Source organism: Rhizobium sp. FKL33 (assembly GCF_005222915.1).
Taxonomy (GTDB): domain Bacteria; phylum Pseudomonadota; class Alphaproteobacteria; order Rhizobiales; family Rhizobiaceae; genus Rhizobium_E.
On record NZ_STFX01000028.1, the window covers coordinates 48,901 to 67,771 of the forward strand.

General features: G+C 63.8%; 15 protein-coding genes. 11 read left to right on the top strand and 4 right to left on the bottom strand.

Annotated elements, in window-relative coordinates; genetic code table 11:
- Positions 1-4: 4 nt before the first annotated feature.
- Positions 5-2,920 carry an aminotransferase gene (locus E8Q41_RS17295; protein ID WP_137156805.1) on the bottom strand — a complete coding sequence of 972 codons (2,916 nt, stop codon included), beginning with the start codon at positions 2,918-2,920 and terminating at the stop codon, positions 5-7.
- A gap of 155 nt (positions 2,921-3,075) precedes the next feature.
- Between E8Q41_RS17295 and E8Q41_RS17300 the strand changes: the two genes are divergently transcribed.
- Genes E8Q41_RS17300 through E8Q41_RS17310 form a run of 3 tightly spaced genes read left to right on the top strand, consistent with a single transcriptional unit; the run spans position 3,076 to position 4,761 of the window.
- Positions 3,076-3,924 (top strand): DUF6030 family protein, encoded by an 849-nt coding sequence (locus tag E8Q41_RS17300; RefSeq protein WP_137156806.1) that lies wholly within the window; start codon positions 3,076-3,078, stop codon positions 3,922-3,924.
- Positions 3,917-4,342 carry a YeeE/YedE thiosulfate transporter family protein gene (locus tag E8Q41_RS17305; RefSeq protein ID WP_137156807.1) on the top strand — a complete coding sequence of 142 codons (426 nt, stop codon included), beginning with the start codon at positions 3,917-3,919 and terminating at the stop codon, positions 4,340-4,342. The genes E8Q41_RS17300 and E8Q41_RS17305 overlap by 8 nt, the downstream gene beginning before the upstream one ends.
- Positions 4,339-4,761, top strand: coding sequence for a DUF6691 family protein (locus E8Q41_RS17310; protein ID WP_348640027.1), 423 nt, complete (start codon positions 4,339-4,341; stop codon positions 4,759-4,761). Before E8Q41_RS17305 ends, E8Q41_RS17310 begins: the two co-directional genes overlap by 4 nt.
- A 7-nt stretch (positions 4,762-4,768) precedes the next feature.
- On the opposite strand, the gene E8Q41_RS17315 is transcribed toward E8Q41_RS17310, so the two are convergent.
- Positions 4,769-5,176: a DUF2000 family protein gene (locus E8Q41_RS17315; RefSeq protein ID WP_137156809.1), complete on the bottom strand. Its 408-nt coding sequence runs from the start codon at positions 5,174-5,176 to the stop codon at positions 4,769-4,771.
- Here E8Q41_RS17315 and E8Q41_RS17320 point away from each other — a divergent pair.
- From E8Q41_RS17320 to E8Q41_RS17335, 4 genes are all read left to right on the top strand, one after another.
- A complete protein-coding gene (locus E8Q41_RS17320; RefSeq protein ID WP_246660231.1) occupies positions 5,175-6,059 on the top strand; it encodes an AraC family transcriptional regulator in 885 nt (294 codons plus the stop codon). The two genes, E8Q41_RS17315 and E8Q41_RS17320, sit on opposite strands and share 2 nt — an antisense overlap.
- A 252-nt stretch (positions 6,060-6,311) precedes the next feature.
- Positions 6,312-9,278 (top strand): isoleucine--tRNA ligase, encoded by a 2,967-nt coding sequence (gene ileS, locus E8Q41_RS17325; protein ID WP_137156810.1) that lies wholly within the window; start codon positions 6,312-6,314, stop codon positions 9,276-9,278.
- Positions 9,279-9,483: 205 nt separating this feature from the next.
- Positions 9,484-10,092 (top strand): hypothetical protein, encoded by a 609-nt coding sequence (locus tag E8Q41_RS17330; protein ID WP_137156811.1) that lies wholly within the window; start codon positions 9,484-9,486, stop codon positions 10,090-10,092.
- Between the two features lie 184 nt (positions 10,093-10,276).
- Positions 10,277-11,029 (top strand): GGDEF domain-containing protein, encoded by a 753-nt coding sequence (locus tag E8Q41_RS17335; protein WP_246660232.1) that lies wholly within the window; start codon positions 10,277-10,279, stop codon positions 11,027-11,029.
- On the opposite strand, the gene E8Q41_RS17340 is transcribed toward E8Q41_RS17335, so the two are convergent.
- Positions 11,030-11,461 (bottom strand): nucleoside deaminase, encoded by a 432-nt coding sequence (locus E8Q41_RS17340; RefSeq protein ID WP_137156948.1) that lies wholly within the window; start codon positions 11,459-11,461, stop codon positions 11,030-11,032.
- 88 nt (positions 11,462-11,549) lie between these two features.
- On the opposite strand from E8Q41_RS17340, the gene E8Q41_RS17345 reads away from it, so the two are divergent.
- From E8Q41_RS17345 to E8Q41_RS17355, 3 genes are read left to right on the top strand one after another with little or no spacing between them, the layout of a single operon-like run.
- Entirely contained in the window at positions 11,550-13,355 is a 1,806-nt protein-coding gene (locus E8Q41_RS17345) for a pseudouridine synthase (protein ID WP_246660233.1), read from the top strand.
- Positions 13,336-13,899, top strand: a complete 564-nt coding sequence (gene rsmD, locus E8Q41_RS17350) for a 16S rRNA (guanine(966)-N(2))-methyltransferase RsmD (RefSeq protein ID WP_137156813.1) — start codon at positions 13,336-13,338, stop codon at positions 13,897-13,899. Before E8Q41_RS17345 ends, rsmD begins: the two co-directional genes overlap by 20 nt.
- 7 nt (positions 13,900-13,906) lie before the next feature.
- Entirely contained in the window at positions 13,907-14,770 is an 864-nt protein-coding gene (locus E8Q41_RS17355; RefSeq protein ID WP_137156814.1) for a patatin-like phospholipase family protein, read from the top strand.
- A 6-nt stretch (positions 14,771-14,776) separates the two neighbouring features.
- Here E8Q41_RS17355 and mscL read toward each other — a convergent pair whose 3' ends face one another.
- Entirely contained in the window at positions 14,777-15,193 is a 417-nt protein-coding gene (gene mscL, locus E8Q41_RS17360) for a large conductance mechanosensitive channel protein MscL (protein ID WP_137156815.1), read from the bottom strand.
- A 168-nt stretch (positions 15,194-15,361) separates the two neighbouring features.
- Between mscL and E8Q41_RS17365 the strand changes: the two genes are divergently transcribed.
- Entirely contained in the window at positions 15,362-18,871 is a 3,510-nt protein-coding gene (locus E8Q41_RS17365) for a PAS domain-containing hybrid sensor histidine kinase/response regulator (RefSeq protein ID WP_137156816.1), read from the top strand.

Sequence of the window (18,871 nt, forward strand, 5' to 3'; positions counted from 1 at the left end):
GGGGTCACCAGCCTTCGTCGAGCACGCGGGCCAGCATGTCGACGAAATAGTCGGCGCTGGCTTTCGACAGGCACATCGGCGGCTTGATCTTCAAGACATTGAGGTGATCGCCCGTCGGTTGCATGATCACGCCGAGATCGAGCAGGCGGTCGCAGATCCGCGCCGTCTCCACCGTGGCGGGTGCGAGCGTCTGGCGGTCTCGGACGAATTCGAGGCCGAGATAGAGGCCCATGCCATGCACCGCGCCAACGAGATCGAAACGCTGGCCGAGCGCCTCCAGCCGGGCCTTGAGATGATCGCCCACTTGCCGCGCATTGTCCTGAAGCTTTTCCTCGAACAGCGCGTCGAGCACGGTCATGCCGACCACGCAGGACACCGGGCTGCCGCCGGCGGAGGAGAAGAAATAACCCTCTTTCTCCAGGCTGTCGGCGATGGCGCGGCTGGTGATCACGGCGCCGAGCGGATGGCCGTTGCCCATTCCCTTGGCGATGGTGATGATATCGGGCGTGACGCCCTGCTCCTCGAAGCCCCAGAAGTAATGGCCGAGACGACCGTAACCGACCTGCACCTCATCGGCGATGGTCACGCCGCCCCGGGCGCGGACCATCTCGTAGACGGCCTTGAGATAACCTTTGGGCAGGGGAATGCCGCCGGAATTGCCATAGACGCTTTCGCAAATGAAGCCCGCCAGCGCCTCGCCTTTTTCCTCCAGCCGCGCCAGCGCCTTTTCCACTTCGGTGACGTAGCCGGGAGCGGAATCCGGCCCACGATAGGGACCGCGATAGGTGTTGGGCGAGGTGACGGCGTGCACCCAGGAGGGCCGCGTGGTCAGCGCCTGCGGGTTGTCGGCGATCGAGGTGGAGACGGCGTCGGACGCCACCGTCCAGCCGTGATAGGCCTCGAGCAGGCTGAGCATGTTGCGCGCACCGGAATGCGCCCAGGCGAGCCTGAGCGCGAGATCATTGGCTTCCGATCCGGAATTGACGAGGAAGACCGTGTCCAGGCCCTCGGGCGCGAGATCGACGAGCCGTTTGGAAAAATCAGCGATCCCGGCATAGTGGAAGCGGGAATTGGTGTTGAGCAGGCTCCATTGCCGCCCGACCGCCGCCGAGAGCTTCTCGTGGCCATGGCCGAGGATGGCGACATTGTTGACCATGTCGAGATAGGCGCGGCCATTTGTGCCATACATCTGCTCGCGCCAGCCGCGCTCGATCTGCGGCGGGTTCTGGTAATAGTTCTTCTGGGGCTTGGCGAAATGCGCCTGCCGCACCGCCATCAGATCCTCGCTGGCCAGCGCCGGCGCATCGAGATCGATCCCCAGGAGCGTGGACGGCGACGGGCAGAGTTGCATCCAGGCTCTCGCCTGATGATCAGCGACGAAGGCGGGCGGCCTCTCCTCGCCGAGACGGCTGAGTTGAATGGCGGTCACGCCCTCCTTGCCCACGGCTGCAAACTGGTCGCCGATGTCCAGCAGTGCGCCCGCCTCGACGAGTGCATTCGCGCCGGTCAGCCACACAGTCAGGGCCTGCCCGACCAGCGCCAGCGCGCCGTCCGTATACAGCACCCGGCCCGCGAAGGGCGCTTGAAGTCGCGTTCCGACCGGAGCGGCCAGCTCCACGACCAGCGCCATCGAGGCCGGCGCTTGCGGAGCATGATGCGTCGCGCGGCTCAAGCGGCGTTCGCCATAGCGCGTCGCCGCAAAGCCAGTCCTGACGGCAGCGTCTTTGAGCAAGCGGCGATCGATGTCGGCTTCCAGCCAGTTGCCGGAACGATAGGCCTCCGAGAGCGCATCGAGACGCAGAGGCGTCAGCGCGGGCGCATCGAGATCACCGATCAGCGGCGCCACGACCGGCGCGGGCGCGGCATTCGTTTTTCCCAGAACATCGAGAATAGCCGCCTGCATCACCGCAATCGGGAGACTGACGGCCACGCGCAAAATCTCACGCTCGTGGTCGATATTGCCGGCGACATAGGCGTTGTCGGGCTCCACGGCCAATTGCTGCTCGCCGGAGGCTGCGAGAACACAGGCGCGCTGCACGACCAGAGGCCAGAGCGCCTGCAATTCCCCATCCGTCAAGGGATAGGTCGCATGAAACGCCTGTACGGCCGGCAGGATGAAGAAGGGATCGCCATCGGCGTGATGCAGCAGCGCCGCGCAGGTGACAGCAAGATCGCCGACCACCCAGCCGCGCATGAGGTCGCCGAAATCGATCACGCCGGCGGGGATCGGATGGCCGTCATCGCCGATACGGGCGACGACATTGTCGTCGGTCACGTCGTGATGCACGGCTTGCACGCGCAACTTGTCGCGGAGGGGCGCGAGATGGGCTTCCGCGGCTTCCGTGGCCGCCAGCACAGCCGTGCGCCGCGCGGGATCGGGAATGGCCGACGCCATGGCCAACGTGACGCTGTGGGCGGCGCGCATGTCCCATTGCAGGGCGCGATCGAGGCCCGGATGATCGAAACTGGCGAGCGACGCCGCCACCTCCGCCGAGAGGCGGCCGAGGGCGCGGCGGGTGACCTCCGAGAGATGCTTGCGGCGGGTCAGCGGCTCGCCTTCGAGATAGGTGAGCAAACGGGCGCGGCAGGGCGTATCGCCGACCGTCAGTTCGATGATCTCCTTCCCCGAATGCGCGGCCACCGGGCGCGGCGCTTCGAAGCCGATCTGATTTGAGGCGAGCGCGCGCATGGCGGCGTTCTGGGATTCCAGTTCGGCCAGGGAATATTCCGCACGGGAGATCTTCAGCACGAAAGCCTCGCCGGTGGCGGTCCGGATGCGGAAATTGCGATCCTGCTGGCTGCCGAGCTCGGCGATTTGCCCCTCCAGACCATACGCGTCTCGCAAGATCGCCGCCGCCTGGTCGATGCTAACGTCAGGGCGCGGAAGGTCTGCGCGTTGAGCAGCGTTCTGGTGGGTCATGGCCGTTTCTCCCGAGTAAGGCGACATGGCCTGGTTTCTTAATCTCTGGAATGATTTAGGGCAATCGCCAGATCAGGTGCGGCCTTGCCAGCGAAGCGTCGGCCCCTTAAATGGAGGCTGGCGGTCGGTGGAGCCGTTTTGGAATTCAGCGCCTGATGGAAAAGTCGCCCAGCCGCAGACGCGGAAACCTGTTTTTCTGGTTTATACTTGCGGTCATCGCCGGCGCGATCGGCGCAACGGTGCTGCTTGCGCGGGACGGGGCCAATCTCAAGCGCTTGATGCGGGCGTTCGGCTACACGCCGACGGTTCTGGAGACGGAAAAGCCCGCCTTGCCCGCCTCCCCCAAGAGCAAGCGCCTGCGCAATCTCTCGATCCCGCTCGATCCCATCGTTTTCCTGCGTGAAATCAAGGACGCCGAAAGCGGCTTTCTCCGCCGGCTGAGCATTGACGGCAAGGCGCTGTGCAAGGGCTTTGCCGATGCCGGGTTCGCCATGAGCGCCTGGTCTCCGGGCGTGTTCAGCAGCAAGACCTATGAATGCTGGGGCGAGCAGGTGTTCAACGCCGATGGCGAGCCGGACAAGCAATCCAGCTTCTTCCTGATGGTCAAGGGGCTGCCGGACGGCGAACTTCTGTCGGCGCGGGTCAAATTCATCTTCGCCACCCCCGATATGCGCAACAAGCTCAGCAAGGAAGCAGTGCGCATGCTGACGCTGCTGGCGGAAAAGACCCGCTGGGGCGATCTTGCCGACCATGCCGCCGACATCAATGCGTTGAAGCCGTTCTCCCTCGACGCCTTCGGTCTCAGGGTGAAATTTTCCAACGAATTCGGCGGCCCCGGCCGATACAATCTCGTCGTCTCGCGCGATGGAACACTGACAGACGCAGAGAAACGGACCCGCAACTTTTTCAACCGCGCAACCTATTTGCCCTTGCCGCCGGGAGTTGAAAAGAAGCCGCCCGCAATCGTCGAGGATGAGAGAAAACAAGGCAAGAGAGATGACTGACTTCACACCTGTACAATCGCTGTTCGGCGGAGGCCTGATCGGCCTTTCCGCCGTGCTGTTGATGGCTTTCCACGGCCGCATCGCCGGAATGACAGGCCTCCTCGCTGGCGTCCTGCCGCCATTGCCGTTCGATTGGCCTTGGCGCGCCACGTTTCTATTGGGCGCGGCGCTGTCGCCGATCCTTTGGCTGAAGAGCGGCGGTGAGATCACCTTCGAATCGCCCGCCGCGCCTTGGGCGCTGGCCGCAGGCGGTTTCGTGGTCGGTCTCGGCGTGGTGCTCGGCGGGGGGTGCCCCTCGGGTCACGGCGTTTGCGGCATCGCCCGTTTCTCGAAACGGTCGATTGCCGCCACCTTGACCTTCATGGCGACTGCGTTTCTGAGCGTTTTCATTCTGCGCCATCTGATCGGAGCCGCATGATGAGAGAGCTGCTCGCCCTCGCTTTCGGCGCGATCTTCGGTCTGGGCATCGCCATTTCAGGCATGATCAATCCGGCCAAGGTGATGAATTTCTTCGACCTCTTCGGAACATGGGATCCGAGCCTCGCTTTCGTGATGATCGGCGCGCTCGCTGTCGCCATTCCCGGCTATGCGCTGATTTTCCGGACGCGCCAGGCGCCAGTCCTCAACGCGGAATTCGCCCAGCCGGCCAGGACGACGATCGATCGCCGCTTGATCGGCGGGTCCGCGCTGTTCGGTTTGGGCTGGGGCGCGGCGGGCTTCTGCCCCGGCGGGTCCATTCCGGCGATCGGCCTCGGCGAAGCCTCGGTCTACATCTTCCTGTTGGCGATGATCGCCGGCATGATGGTGATGCGCCAGATCCTCGCCCGGCTGGATTGAGACGAGGTTAGCGATGCATGCGGGCGCCTTTGGAGATCTTGTCGGCGATCTTCTTCGGCGCGCGGAAGCCGAGACCAACGAAACTGGCGTTATCGGGACCGAATTCGGAAAAGACGGCGCGATTGGCGGCGTCGTGGCCGGTCGAAAACATCTCTTCGATATAGGCGGCGCCGTCCACGTTTTGCTCCTTCATGCGCGCCGCCGCCTTTCGGATCGTCTCTCCATCCGCTTCCAGCACGATCACCGGCTGGCCGCTGATGGGCAGGAACCGCCTGCCGTCGCGATCGAGATAGGGCTCGCCGATGATCTCGGGCGCGCCCGCCGTCACGCCGCTCATCAGAAAGGCGGCGACATTCAACGCTTGCCAGGATGGCAGGTCCTCGCGCAGGATCAGAACGATTTTGGTGTCGAACATGGGTGCTCCCTTGGCTGGCAATGAAGACTGGCGCTTAGCAAGGGCCGAGACCTTGGGTCTTGAACGTCTGTGCGTGGAAGGCGACCATATCCGCCGCGCGCCCGACGCCGAGGCGCTGGAACGGATCGAAGTAGTGATGTCGCGCTTCGCCTATGCGGCGCATCGCCATGACAGCTATGCGCTGGGCTTGACGATCAGCGGCGCGCAGGCCTTCGCCTATCGCGGCGAGCGGCGCGTGAGCCTGCCCGGCCAGTGGCTCGCGCTGCATCCTGATGAACTGCATGACGGACAAGCCGGCGACGAGGCCGGCCTGCGCTACCGCATGCTCTATCTCGAACCCTCCCGACTTTACGACGCGTTGCCCGAGGGCATCCGCACCCTACCCTTCCTGAAGCAGCCGGTCGGCGACGATCCCGTGGTGGCGCGCCTGCTCGCAGGGCTGCTCGGCGGCATGGAGAACGGCATCGATCCGCTCGCGCTCGACGGATGCCTCGCGGAACTCGCCGCGCGGCTTGCGGCGCTCGCCGGCCTCGCCAAGGGTCGCAGCAGGCAACCGACGCCCGACATGCGGCGCATCCGCGACTACCTCGTGGAGCACGCCTTCGAACAGGTGACATCCGAGGATCTCGAACGTCTTTCCGGGCTCGACCGCTATCAGATCGCCCGCGCCTTTCGCCGCGTGCATGGATCGAGCCCGCACCGATTTCTGGTGATGCGGCGGCTGCAGGCCGCCCGCAAACGCCTCGGCGAAGGCGCCGCGATCGCCGATGTCGCCGCCGAAACCGGTTTCGCCGACCAAGCGCATCTGACCCGCTGGTTCCGGAGCGCTTATGGAACGACGCCGGGACGATGGGCCGAGATGGCGTCGGCGCGGAAAGCCTGAGACGCCAAACATTTGCGGCCTCCGCCCTTCCCTTTGCCAAAAAAACCGCCTAAGACAGCGCCCATCATGGATCGCGCGCGGCTTTGGATCATATCGCGAATTATTAGCCCGGCCTTTGCAGCCTGAACGGCGAGCGCAAAGGTCCGGGATTTTGGCGTTTGCGCCACTCCAATCCACGATAGTTCCCATTTTTCGCAGGCGCTGTCCGCCCCTCCCCCGCGATCGGGCGCGAGCGCATAAGACGGTATGACGATGAACGACACCGCAGACAAGAACGACTATTCCTCGACGCTCTATCTTCCGCAGACGGATTTCCCCATGCGCGCCGGCCTGCCGCAGAAAGAGCCGGAGATCGCCAAGCGCTGGAAGGAGCAGGATCTCTACAAGCAGCTGCGCGCCTCCGCCGCCGGTCGGCAGAAATTCGTGCTGCATGACGGCCCGCCCTACGCCAATGGCAACATCCATATCGGCCATGCGCTCAACAAAGTGCTGAAAGACGTCATCACCCGCTCGTTCCAGATGCGCGGTTACGACGCCAATTACGTGCCGGGCTGGGATTGCCACGGCCTGCCGATCGAATGGAAGATCGAAGAGAAGTACCGCGAAAAGGGCAAGGACAAGAACGAGGTCCCGGTCAACGAATTCCGCCGCGAATGCCGCGAGTTTGCGCAGGGCTGGATCAATATCCAGTCTGAAGAATTCCGCCGCTTGGGCATCGAGGGCGATTTCGACAATCCCTATACGACCATGAACTATCATTCCGAAGCCCGCATCGCCGGCGAGCTTCTGAAGATCGCCATGTCGGGCCAGCTCTATCGCGGCTCCAAGCCGATCATGTGGTCGGTGGTCGAGCGCACGGCGCTTGCCGAGGCTGAGGTCGAGTATGCTGAAGTCGAGAGCGATACGATCTGGGTGAAGTTCCCGGTGGTGAGCCATTCTTTAGGTTTTAATCCTGATAAACCTGAAAGTGTTAAACACAAAGACGATCTCAGAGGGCATCTCGGGAATGCGGGATCGTATGTGGTGATCTGGACGACTACGCCTTGGACAATCCCCGGCAATCGAGCGATCTCCTACTCCAAGAATATCAAATATGGTCTCTATGAAGTTACATCGGTTGAAGCCGACTTCGGCCCAAGAGTTGGCGAAAAACTGATCTTCGCTGACAATCTTGCCGAAGCATCGTTCACGAAAGCGAAGCTCGGATTCAAAAGACTGATGGATGTAACTGCGGACGACTTAGCCGGCATAACCTGTGCCCACCCTCTCGCATCTCTAGGTTACAATTTTGAGGTCCCCCTGCTCGCCGGCGACCATGTCACCGACGACGCCGGCACGGGCTTCGTGCACACCGCGCCAAGCCATGGCCGCGAAGACTTCGAGGCATGGATGGCGAATGTGCGGGCGCTCGAGGCGCGCGACATCGACACCAAGATCCCGTTCCCGGTCGGCGACGACGGCTTCTACACCGATGAAGCCCCCGGTTTCGGCCCCTCGGCCGAAGGCGGCGCGGCGCGGGTGATGGACGACAACGGCAAGAAGGGCGACGCCAACAAGCGCGTCATCGAGGCGCTGATCGCCGCGAACAACCTCTTCGCCCGCGGCCGCATCAAGCATGACTATCCGCATAGCTGGCGCTCCAAGAAGCCGGTGATCTTCCGCAACACGCCGCAATGGTTCGTCTATATGGACAAGGATCTCGGCGATGGCGCAACGCTGCGTTCCCGCGCGCTCGCTGCCATCGACCAAACCCGCTTTGTCCCCGCCGGCGGCCAGAACCGTCTGCGCGCCATGATCGAGCAGCGTCCGGACTGGGTGCTGTCGCGCCAACGCGCCTGGGGCGTGCCGATCTGCGTCTTCGCCGACAAGGACGGCAATGTCTTGAAGGACGAGGCGGTCAACGCCCGCATCCTCGAAGCCTTCGAAGAGGAAGGCGCCGACGCCTGGTTCGCCGAGGGCGCCAAGGAGCGCTTCCTTGGTTCGGACCATGACGGCGAGACCTGGCAGATGGTCACCGACATTCTCGACGTCTGGTTCGACTCGGGCTCGACCCACACCTTCACGCTTGAAGACCGTCCGGACCTGAAATGGCCCGCCGACGTCTATCTCGAAGGCTCGGACCAGCATCGCGGCTGGTTCCATTCCTCGCTGCTTGAAAGCTGCGCCACGCGCGGCCGCGCGCCCTATGACACGGTCATCACCCATGGCTTCACCATGGCTGAGGACGGCCGCAAGATGTCCAAATCGCTCGGCAACACCGTGACGCCGCAGGAAGTGATGGGCCAGTCGGGCGCCGATATCCTGCGTCTCTGGGTGATGAACACCGATTACTGGGAAGACCAGCGTCTCGGCAAGACGATCATCCAGACCAATATCGACGCCTATCGCAAGATCCGCAACACGATCCGCTGGATGCTCGGCACGCTCGCCCATGACCAGGGCGAGGACATTGCTTACGCCGATCTGCCGGAACTCGAAAAGCTGATGCTGCATCGCCTCGCCGAACTCGATGCGGTGGTGCGCCAGGGCTATGACGAATTCGACTTCAAGCGCATCGTCCGCTCGTTGTCTGATTTCGCCAATGTCGAATTGTCGGCCTTCTATTTCGACATCCGCAAGGACACGCTCTATTGCGACGCGCCGTCGAGCCTGAAGCGGCGCTCGGCGCTGTTTGTGATCCGCAAGCTGTTCGATTGCCTCGTCACCTGGTTTGCGCCGATGATGCCCTTCACCATGGAAGAGGCCTGGCTGTCGCGCGATCCCTCGGCTCAATCGGTGCATCTCGAACAGTTCCCGGAAATCCCGGCCGACTGGTCGAACGAGGCGCTGGCCGAGAAGTGGAAGAAGGTGCGCGCGGTGCGCCGCGCCGTGACCGGCGCGCTGGAAATCGAGCGCAAGGACAAGCGGATCGGCTCGTCGCTCGAAGCCGCGCCCGTGGTCCACATCGCCGACGCCAGCCTGATGACGGCGGTGGAAGGACTGGATTTCGCCGAGATCTGCATCACCTCGGATATTTCGCTGGTCGCAGGCGAAGGTCCGGCCGAGGCGTTCCGCTCGGAAGACGTCGACCATGTGGCGGTGGAGCCCAAGCGGGCGGAAGGCGTCAAATGCGCCCGCTCCTGGAAGATCACCCGCGATGTCGGCTCCGATCCCGAATATCCCGATGTGTCGGCGCGCGATGCGCAGGCGCTCCGGGAACTGGCCGCGATAAAGGCCTGATCACCTTCAAACGGCGCCTTCGGGCGCCGTTTTCCGTTCGGACTTTCGGCGGCTAGAATTGACCGGATGCAATTCCGGATCGGAATCATTTGCGCTCGCCGCCCATCTCCGGTAAAAGCTGCCTGAAAATGGCCGGAATTTTCGCTAAACCGACTATTCCACACCACTTCGAATGAGCATCTTTCGCCGGAAAGGCTTGGACGGCATGACAAAGTTGTATCGCGTGGCTGGCGCATTCGCGGCGCTTTCCCTCATCGGCCTGGCGGCGTCGGGCTGCATGGGGCCGACTTACGGCACCGGGAAATCCGCCAATGAACAGCTGTTCGACGATCTCGGCGATGCGATTTCGCTGAAGCCGCAGAAGCAGCCGGACCTCGCCTATCAGCCGCGCGGCCAACTGGTGAAGCCGGCCAATGTCAATGCGCTCGTCGAGCCCGAGAAGAACATCGCCACAAAGGACAATCCGCAATGGGTGGAAAGCCCGGAGGAGCTGCGCAAGCGCCTGCGCGCCGAGGCCGACGCCAATGCCGACAGTTCCAGCTACCGTTCGCCGATCGCGGTGTCCACGGCCAATGGCCAGGGGCTTTCGCCGGAGCAGCAGCGGCAGGCCTTCCGCGAAGCTCGCAAGATCCAGGACGGTCGCTATTCCGATCAGCGCCGCTTCATGAGCGATCCGCCACTGGAATATCGTCGCGTCGACGACCCATCCAAACTTGCCGATCTCGGCACGCCCGAGTCGAAGAAGGAAAAAGAACGCAAAAAGGAAGCCGAGATTGCCGGCAGCGGCAAGAAATGGTGGCAGGTTTTCGACTGAGGTTGAGCGGCCTACGGGCCGCTTAATTGTTTCAGCAGCAGGCGATCGATCTGCTTCTTGATTATAAATTTACTTAAATTATAAATCTTCCGACAGCGCCCGGGAGTAAAAAAGGTTGTTAACTTTCTGCGCCTAACGCTAGGGTATGAAGGTCAGCAAGAAAACATTCCTAAAGGCAACATCGGTGTCGATCGTTTCGATGATTGTCTCGATATCCATTTGCCTCCTGATCGTTCCCATGCTGGGCGGCACGCCGGACGGCCCCGGGTTCTGGATGAGCCTGATATGTCCGCTCGTCATCGCCTGGCCGGCCAGCGCCTATCAGTTCACGCAGACGGAAAAGATCCAGCGGGCGCGCGACGAACTCGCCCGGGCGCATGCCGAACTCGACCGGTTGCACCAGGAACTCACCCACGCCCATGACCTCTTGGCGCATAAGGCGCGCATCGACGGCATGACGGGCGGGCTCAACCGCGACACCTTCCTCCAGATGTTCGAAATGGCCTGCCGCAAGGACGGATGCGCCGCGCTGCTGCTGTGCGACGCCGACCATTTCAAGAAGATCAACGACGCGCATGGTCATCTCGCTGGCGACGAGGCTCTGCGCGGCATCGCCGCCGCCATTTCCCGGTCGCTGCGGCCGCTCGATTTCTGGGGCCGTGTCGGCGGCGAGGAATTCGCCATCTTTCTGGATAGCGCGGACGAGGAAGAGGCGTTCTATATCGCCGACCAGATCCGCTCGGCTGCGCAGGAGATCGGCCTCGTTTATGAGGGCCGGTCCGTGAAGACGACGCTCAGCATCGGCGTAACGGTGTTCGAAGGTCCCGGAGACGCGCTCGATCACTACCGCATCGCCGACCGCCGTCTCTACCGCGCCAAATCCGGCGGCCGCAACCGCGTGGTTATGCATGACGGGGACGAAGCCGAGGCCGCCTGATCAGCCGCGCCTATCGCGGAAAAAGGATTTGAGCAGGTCAGCGGCTTCCGTCTCCGAAAATCCGGAATAGACCTCGGGGGCGTGATGGCAGGTCGGCTGGGAAAAGAAGCGCACGCCGCTGTCGACCGCGCCGCCCTTGGGATCGGCCGCGCCGAAATACAGCCTACGAATGCGGGCAAAGGAAATGGCGGCGGCGCAGAGCGTGCAGGGTTCGAGCGTGACATAGAGATCGGCGTCGATCAGCCGTTCGTCGCCGACCTCACGACACGCCATGCGGATGGCCTCGATTTCGGCATGCGCGGTGGGATCGTTTTTCTCGCGGGTGCGGTTTCCCGCCCGCGAGATGACCTCGCCCGACTTGACAATCACGGCGCCGACCGGCACTTCCCCGCGTCTTGCGGCCTCCCGCGCTTCCTCGAGCGCGATCTCCATGAAGGGTTTTGCCGGCTTCACACGGTATTTCCTCTTAACCCGGGCATGATGTCCTGATAGGAGAGCGTAAGAACAAAGGCAAGGACAGATGAAAGACACCAAGAAACCGGCTGGCCGGAAACCGATGCGGGCCAAAACCGGCGCAGACAAAGGCGGGAAATTCGCCTCGGGCAAGGGCGCGGGCGCGCGACCGGCCAAGGGCCCCGGCGGCAAGGACAAGAACCCTGCTCATCTCGAAGTGACCGGCGAGGGCGAACGCATCTCAAAGATCATGGCGCGCGCCGGCGTCGCCTCGCGCCGCGATTGCGAGCGGATGATCCTCGAGGGCCGGGTGTCGCTGAACGGCAAGGTGCTGACCACGCCCGCCGTCAACTGTACGCCCGACGACAAGATCGAGGTCGACGGCCAGCCGATCGGCGCGATCGAGCGGACGCGGCTGTGGATCTATTACAAGCCCGGCGGGTTGGTGACCACCAATTACGACCCCGAGGGTCGCCCGACCGTCTTCGACAATCTGCCGGAAGACCTGCCGCGGGTGATCTCCGTCGGCCGTCTCGACATCAACACCGAAGGCCTGCTGCTCTTGACCAATGACGGCGGCCTGGCCCGGATGCTGGAATTGCCGACCACCGGCTGGCTGCGGCGCTATCGCGTGCGCGCCTATGGCGCAATCGACCAGGCCAAGCTCGACAGCCTGAAAGACGGCATCGCGGTCGACGGCGTGTTCTACGGCGCGATCGAAGCGACGCTCGACCGCCAGCAGGGCCACAATGTGTGGATCACCATGGGTCTGCGCGAAGGCAAGAACCGCGAGATCAAGAATGTGCTCGGCGCGCTCGGCCTCGACGTCAACCGCCTGATCCGCATTTCCTATGGTCCGTTCCAGCTCGGCGAACTCGAAGAAGGCGACGTGGTGGAAGTGCGCAGCCGCACGCTGCGCGACCAGCTCGGCCCGCGCCTGATCGCCGAAGCCAACGCCAATTTCGAAGCGCCGATCAACACTCTGCCCAAGGACGCCGCAGCCGAAGAGAAGAAGGCGGACCAGCCTGAGGCTGCCGAAAGGCCGCGCCGCGAAAGCCGGGAAGAGCGGCGCGACCGCGACCTCGCCCGCATCGACACCAAGCGTCCCGCCAAGAGCGAAGCGCGCGGCAAGGGCGACTGGGCCAAGGGGGACCGCGACAGAGGCGAGCGCGGTGGCGATCGGGATCGCGGTGGCGATCGGGATCGTCGCGGACGCGATGACGACCGCCGTGGCGATCGCCGCGACGACAAGCCGAAGCGTCCGCCGCTGGGCGCGATCCGCACCGCCAATGTCTGGATCGCTCCGGGCGGACGGCCCGCGGAGAAGGACGCCTCCGGCGACGTGATCACCGATCGCGCCGGCCGCCAGATCCTGCGCGTGCGCAAGCCCAAGGAGGACGGCGCCGAAAAGAAGCCGTCCAAGCCGAAGCGCCCCGCAGCCGCCAAGGCGCGCCGGGACGAGCGCGGCGACGCCGGCCGTGACGAACGCGAGACAAGAGCGCCCCGTCGCGGACGCGACGATGCGGCGGGCGGCGAGCGCCCACGCAGCCGCTCGGCAAAGCCGGGCGGAAAACCGGACTTCCAGGATCGCGGCGACGCGCCCAAGCGCGCCTTCGGTAAAGCCAAGCCTGATTTCGCCCGCGACGGCGACAAGCGACGCGACGACAGGCCCAGGGACGACAAGCCGAGAAATGATCGGCCCCAAGGTGACAAGCGCCGGGACGACAGCCGTCGCGACGACACGCGCAAGCCAGGCGGACGTCGGCCTGACGCGCGCTCGGGCGAAGGCCGCAGCGACGACAGAAGCGGCCCCCGCAAGGGCGGACCGGGTGGAAAAGGCGTGAGGGGCGGCGGTGCGGATCGTCGGCGGTGAGTTTCGCGGGCGGCCGCTCGCGACCCCGAAAAGCCACGACATCCGGCCGACCACCGACCGGACGCGTGAGAGCCTGTTCAACATCCTGAACCACAAATATCCCGAGGCGCTCGATGGCGCCCGGGTGATGGACGTGTTCGCCGGCACCGGCGCGGTGGGACTGGAAGCCCTGTCGCGCGGCTGTTCGCAGGCGATGTTCGTGGAAATGTCGGTGGAAGGCCGGGGGCTGATCCGCAGCAATATCGAGGCCTTGGGACTACAGGGCCGCACGCGCATTCTCAGGCGCGACGCGACCGATCTCGGCCAGAGCGGCACGATCGATCCCTTCGACTTCCTCTTCGCCGATCCGCCCTATGAGAAGGGTCTGGGCGAGAAGTCGATGGCCTCGGCGGCTGCAGGCGGCTGGCTCAAGCCGGGCGCGCTTGCCATTCTCGAAGAGCGGGCCTCCGTCGATCCCGTCGTTCCCGCGCCTTTCGCTTTTCTCGAGGTTCGGGAATTCGGCGACACACGGATGCATTTCTATCGCTACGCTGCCGATCGGTGAGGATGAGATGATCACGCAGGGCACTTCTGCGCCAAGAGTGGCGATCGCCTTCGGCGGCGGCGGCGCGCGGGGACTGGCCCATATTCACATCATCGAAGCGCTGGACGAACTGGGCATACGCCCGGTGCGCATCACCGGCTCTTCCATCGGCGCCATCATGGGCGCCGGCATGGCGGCCGGACTTTCAGGAGCCGAGATCCGCGACTTCACGCTGAAGACGGTCGGCGACCCGCGCGCGGTGATGAACCGCATCTGGTCTCTCAGGCCGACCACACTGCAGGAATTCGTCTCCGGCGGCGGCTTTCGCGTCGGTCAGTACAACCTCGAACGCATTCTGAAAGCCTTCCTGCCTGAATCACTGCCGGAGGATTTTTCGGGCCTCAACATTCCACTCGGCGTCATCGCCACCGATTATTACGGAGAGCGCGAGGTCCTGATCGAACAGGGGGCGCTCTATCCAGCCATGGCGGCGTCGGCCGCCATTCCCGCCGTGTTCATGCCGGTGATGGTGGAGGGACGGGTGATGGTCGATGGCGGCATCTACAATCCCGTGCCCTTCGACTATCTGTTCGACGACGCCGATATCGTCATCGGCGTCGACGTGGTCGGCGCGCCTGTCGGCGCGCCTGTCGGCGAAGACCAGCAGATTCCGCGCCGCATCGAAAGCCTGTTCGGCGCAAGTCAGTTGATGATGCAATCGATCATCGCCGCCAAGCTCAAGATCCGCAAGCCGGACATTCTTCTACGCCCGAATGTCGGCAAGATCGCCGTGCTCGATTTCATGAAAGCGGCCGACATTCTCGCCATGTCGGCCGACATCAAGGACGAACTCAAGCGATCGCTGGACGCGGCAAACACATTCCGCGCCTGAGCACGCTCACTTGGATTTCAGGAGATCGCGAATCTCGGTCAGCAGCACGATGTCCTCTGAAGGGCCAGTCGGCGCGGCAGGCTCTTCCTTCTTCGGCATAGCCCGATTGACGACCTTAATGAGCAGGAAAATGATCCAGGCGACAATAAGGAAGTTGATCAGAATGGTGATGAAGCTGCCATAGGCAATAACGTTGCCCTGTTCACGGGCGGCAGCAAGCGTGGTGGCCGTCACGGCGCTCGACAGTGGCAGGAAGTAATTTGAAAAATCAACGCCGCCACCGGTGATCGCACCAACTATTGGCATGATCAGATCCTCGACGAGCGATTTGACGATGCCGCCGAAGGCAGCGCCGATGATCACGCCGACGGCGAGATCGAGCACATTGCCGCGCGCGATGAAGGTCTTGAATTCGTTCAACATGGGCCTCTCCTTGCTTGTCCACCCGGAGAAAGTAAACGCTAATAATCGGTTAACCGCAAGACAGCCGAACCGCCGAATGTCCGAACCACTCGACGAAGGAATGACTTTTCCACGACCGGGCTTCGGCCTATGCTTCTCAAGGCGCGGGAGGCGCATCAAGGAGAGGGCATGCTTCCAGGCTGGGTGATTTTCGGCTCGGCGATCGGCTATCTCGGACTGTTGTTCGCGGTGGCGTGGATCGCCGATCGCAAGGCGCGTGGGGCCGAGGCGGCCGAGCGCAGCCGACCGATCGTCTATGCGCTCAGTCTCGCGATCTACTGCACCTCCTGGACCTATTTCGGCGGCGTCGGGCTGGCCGCCGAGCGCGGATGGGAATTTCTCGGCATCTATATCGGCCCGATGCTGATGTTCACGGTCGGCTTGCCGCTGATCCGGCGGATCACCGTGATCGCCAAGCGCGAGCGGCTGACCTCGATCGCCGACTTCATCGCCGCCCGCTATGGCAAGAACCCCGTGGTCGCCATGATCGTGGCGCTGGTGGCGCTGGCCGGCGCAGTGCCGTATATCGCGCTGCAGCTCAAGGCCGTCTCAGCCTCCGTCGCAGCGCTCGTGGATACATCCGACTATGCGATCGGGCTCGACTCCCATCAATTGATCGACCTGCCGCTTCTGGTGTCGCTGTCGCTTGCCTTGTTCGCCGTCGTCTTCGGAACCCGCCATGCCGACGCCACCGAACACCAGAACGGCTTGATGGTGGCCATCGCCACGGAATCGCTGGTCAAGCTGCTCGCCATCGGCACGGTGGGGGTGACTGTCGCCTTCTTCCTGTTCGACGGCCCTGGCGATCTCTTCGCAGCCGCAGGACGGCACGCCGAAGCCGCCGCGGCGCTCGCCTATCAAACGCCGCCGGGCCGCTGGATCACGCTGATCGTGCTCTCGGCCTTCGCCATCGTGATGTTGCCCCGGCAATTCCATGTGACGGTAGTGGAGAACCGCAGCCATGGCGAGCTGAAGCTCGCGGCGATTTTTTTCCCGCTTTACCTGATCGCCATCAATCTCTTCGTACTGCCGATCGCGCTCGGCGGCGTCATCCTGTTCAATGGCGCCGGCGACGCCGATCTCTATGTGCTGACCGTGCCGCTGCAGTCGGGGCTGAAGACGATCACGCTGATCGCCTTTATCGGCGGCTTTTCGGCGGCGACCGCGATGGTGATCGTCGCCTCGGTGGCGCTGGCCATCATGATCTCCAACGACATCGTGCTGCCGGTTCTGCTCCGGCGCAATCTGGTCGGCGCGCCGAGCGACACGACTGCGGATCTCGGCCGGTTGGTGCTGATGGTGCGGCGCGGATCGATCTTCGGCGTGATGCTGCTCGGCTATCTCTATTATCGGGCGGCCGGGGCCTCCAACGGGCTTGCCTCGATCGGCCTCATCGCCTTCGCCGCAATCGGGCAGTTGGCGCCGGCCATGCTGGGCGGGCTGTTCTGGCGGCGCGCCAATGCGCGGGGCGCCATCGCCGGGATCACGTCAGGCTTCATGGTCTGGGCCTGGCTCCTGTTCATACCCTCGCTCGGCGGCACGGACACATCGCCGGACGCAGGGCTCATTCTCGACGCGCTTCTGCCGTCGTCGAAGTTCTTTTCGGGCGCAGGCAGCGATCCCTTCATCAATTCGGTCCTGCTCAGTCTGATCATCAACACCGCCTGTTTCGTGATCGGTTCGATGAGCCGCAACGCCAAATTGATCGAACGGCAGCAGGCGGCGGTCTATATTCCGCAGTCGGAAAATCCGCGGCTTTTGATGCGCAGCTGGCGCACGGGCCTGACGGTCGGCGACCTCAAGACTGTCATCGGCCGCTATCTCGGCGAAGAACGGATGCAGCGCTCCTTCGCCAATTTCGAGGCGCGGCGCGGCAAACCGCTCGATCCGCGGCAGGTGGCGGACGCCGATCTCTTGAATTTCACCGAACAATTGCTGGGGTCGGCGATCGGCTCGTCGTCGGCGCGACTGGTGATGACGCTGACCATGCGCCGCCATGACGCACAGCCGGACGACACGGCGCTTCTGCTTGATCAGGCCTCTGAGGCCATCGAGTATAACCAGGGCGTGCTGCAGACTGCCCTCGCCCAGATGGATCAGGGCGTGGCGGTGTTCGACGCGGAAAATCGCCTGTCGATCTGGAACAGACGCTTCCGGGCGCTGCTCGATCTGCCTGAGAGCGTGGGCCAGGTGGGCTTTCCGCTCTCGGCCATCGTCGCGCAACTCTCCGAACGCGGCGACATCGCTTCGGGCAGCGAGGTTGACGTGATGGAGACGATCCTGACGCCGGAAACCAGCTTCGTGCTGCACCTCGATCAGGGCACCCGCATTGTCGAACTCCGATCCAACGCCATGCCGGATCGCGGCATCGTCACCACCGTCACCGACATCACGGCGCAAGTAAAGGCGGCGCGCGAACTCGAAGTCGCCAACGAGACACTGGAGGCGCGGGTGAGCGCCCGCACCCAGGAACTGACCACGGTCAACCAGCAGCTCGCCGAAGCCCGCGCCGCCGCCGAAGAGGCCAATCTCGGCAAGACCCGCTTCTTCGCCGCCGCAGGCCACGACATTCTGCAGCCGCTGAACGCGGCGCGGCTCTATTCCTCGACGCTGGTGGAGCGGCTCGGCCATTCGCCCAACAGCGACCTCGTCCTCAACATCGATTCCGCATTGGAATCGGTCGAATCGATTCTCGGCGCCGTGCTCGACATTTCCCGGCTCGACACCGGGGCGATGAAGCCGCGCATGACGGCGCTGCCGCTCGCGCCCTTCCTGAAGCGCATCGAGACGGACTACCAGCCGCTCGCCCAGGCGCGCGGGCTGAAACTCACTTTCCTGCCGACCTCGCTGAAAGTCACCTCTGATGGCATGCTGCTGCGCCGCCTGGTGCAGAACCTCGTCTCCAACGCCATCAAATACACCGTTACGGGCCGCGTGCTGGTGGGCGCGCGCAAGCGCGGGCAGGAAGTGTGGATCGAAGTGCATGACACCGGCATCGGCATCCCGAAATCGAAATTCCGCACTGTGTTCAAGGAATTCGCCCGGCTCGACGAAGGGGCCCGCACCGCCTCTGGATTGGGGCTAGGTCTCTCGATCGTCGACCGGATCGGGCGGGTGCTCAATCATCCCGTTGAACTCCAGTCGACGCCCGGCAAGGGCACGGTGTTCCGGGTGCGGCTGCCGCTCAGCGAACAGATGCCGGAGACGAAGAACGCCGCCGCCAGCGACGGGTCGCAGCCTGGGCTCGCGCGGCTCGACCATCTCGCCATTCTCTGCATCGACAACGAACCGGCGATCCTCGACGGCATGGGGCTCTTGCTGGAAGGCTGGGGCGCGCGCGTCGTCAAGGCAGCGGGACGGACGGAAGCGGAAGAGTTTCTCTCGCGACCCGGAGCAAGCGTCGACCTGGTCATCGCCGATTATCATCTCGACGACGCCACAGGCATCGAGGCGATCGAGGCGGTCAGGGCGCGGCTGCCGGATCTGCCCGCCATACTCGTCACCGCCGACCGGACCGCCGAAGTGCGGGCGGCGGCGGACAGGCTCGGCGCAGTGCTTCTCAACAAGCCGGTGAAGCCAGCAGCCCTCAGGGCCAATCTGATGCGCATCCCGATCCGGCAAAAAGACGCGGCCGAATAG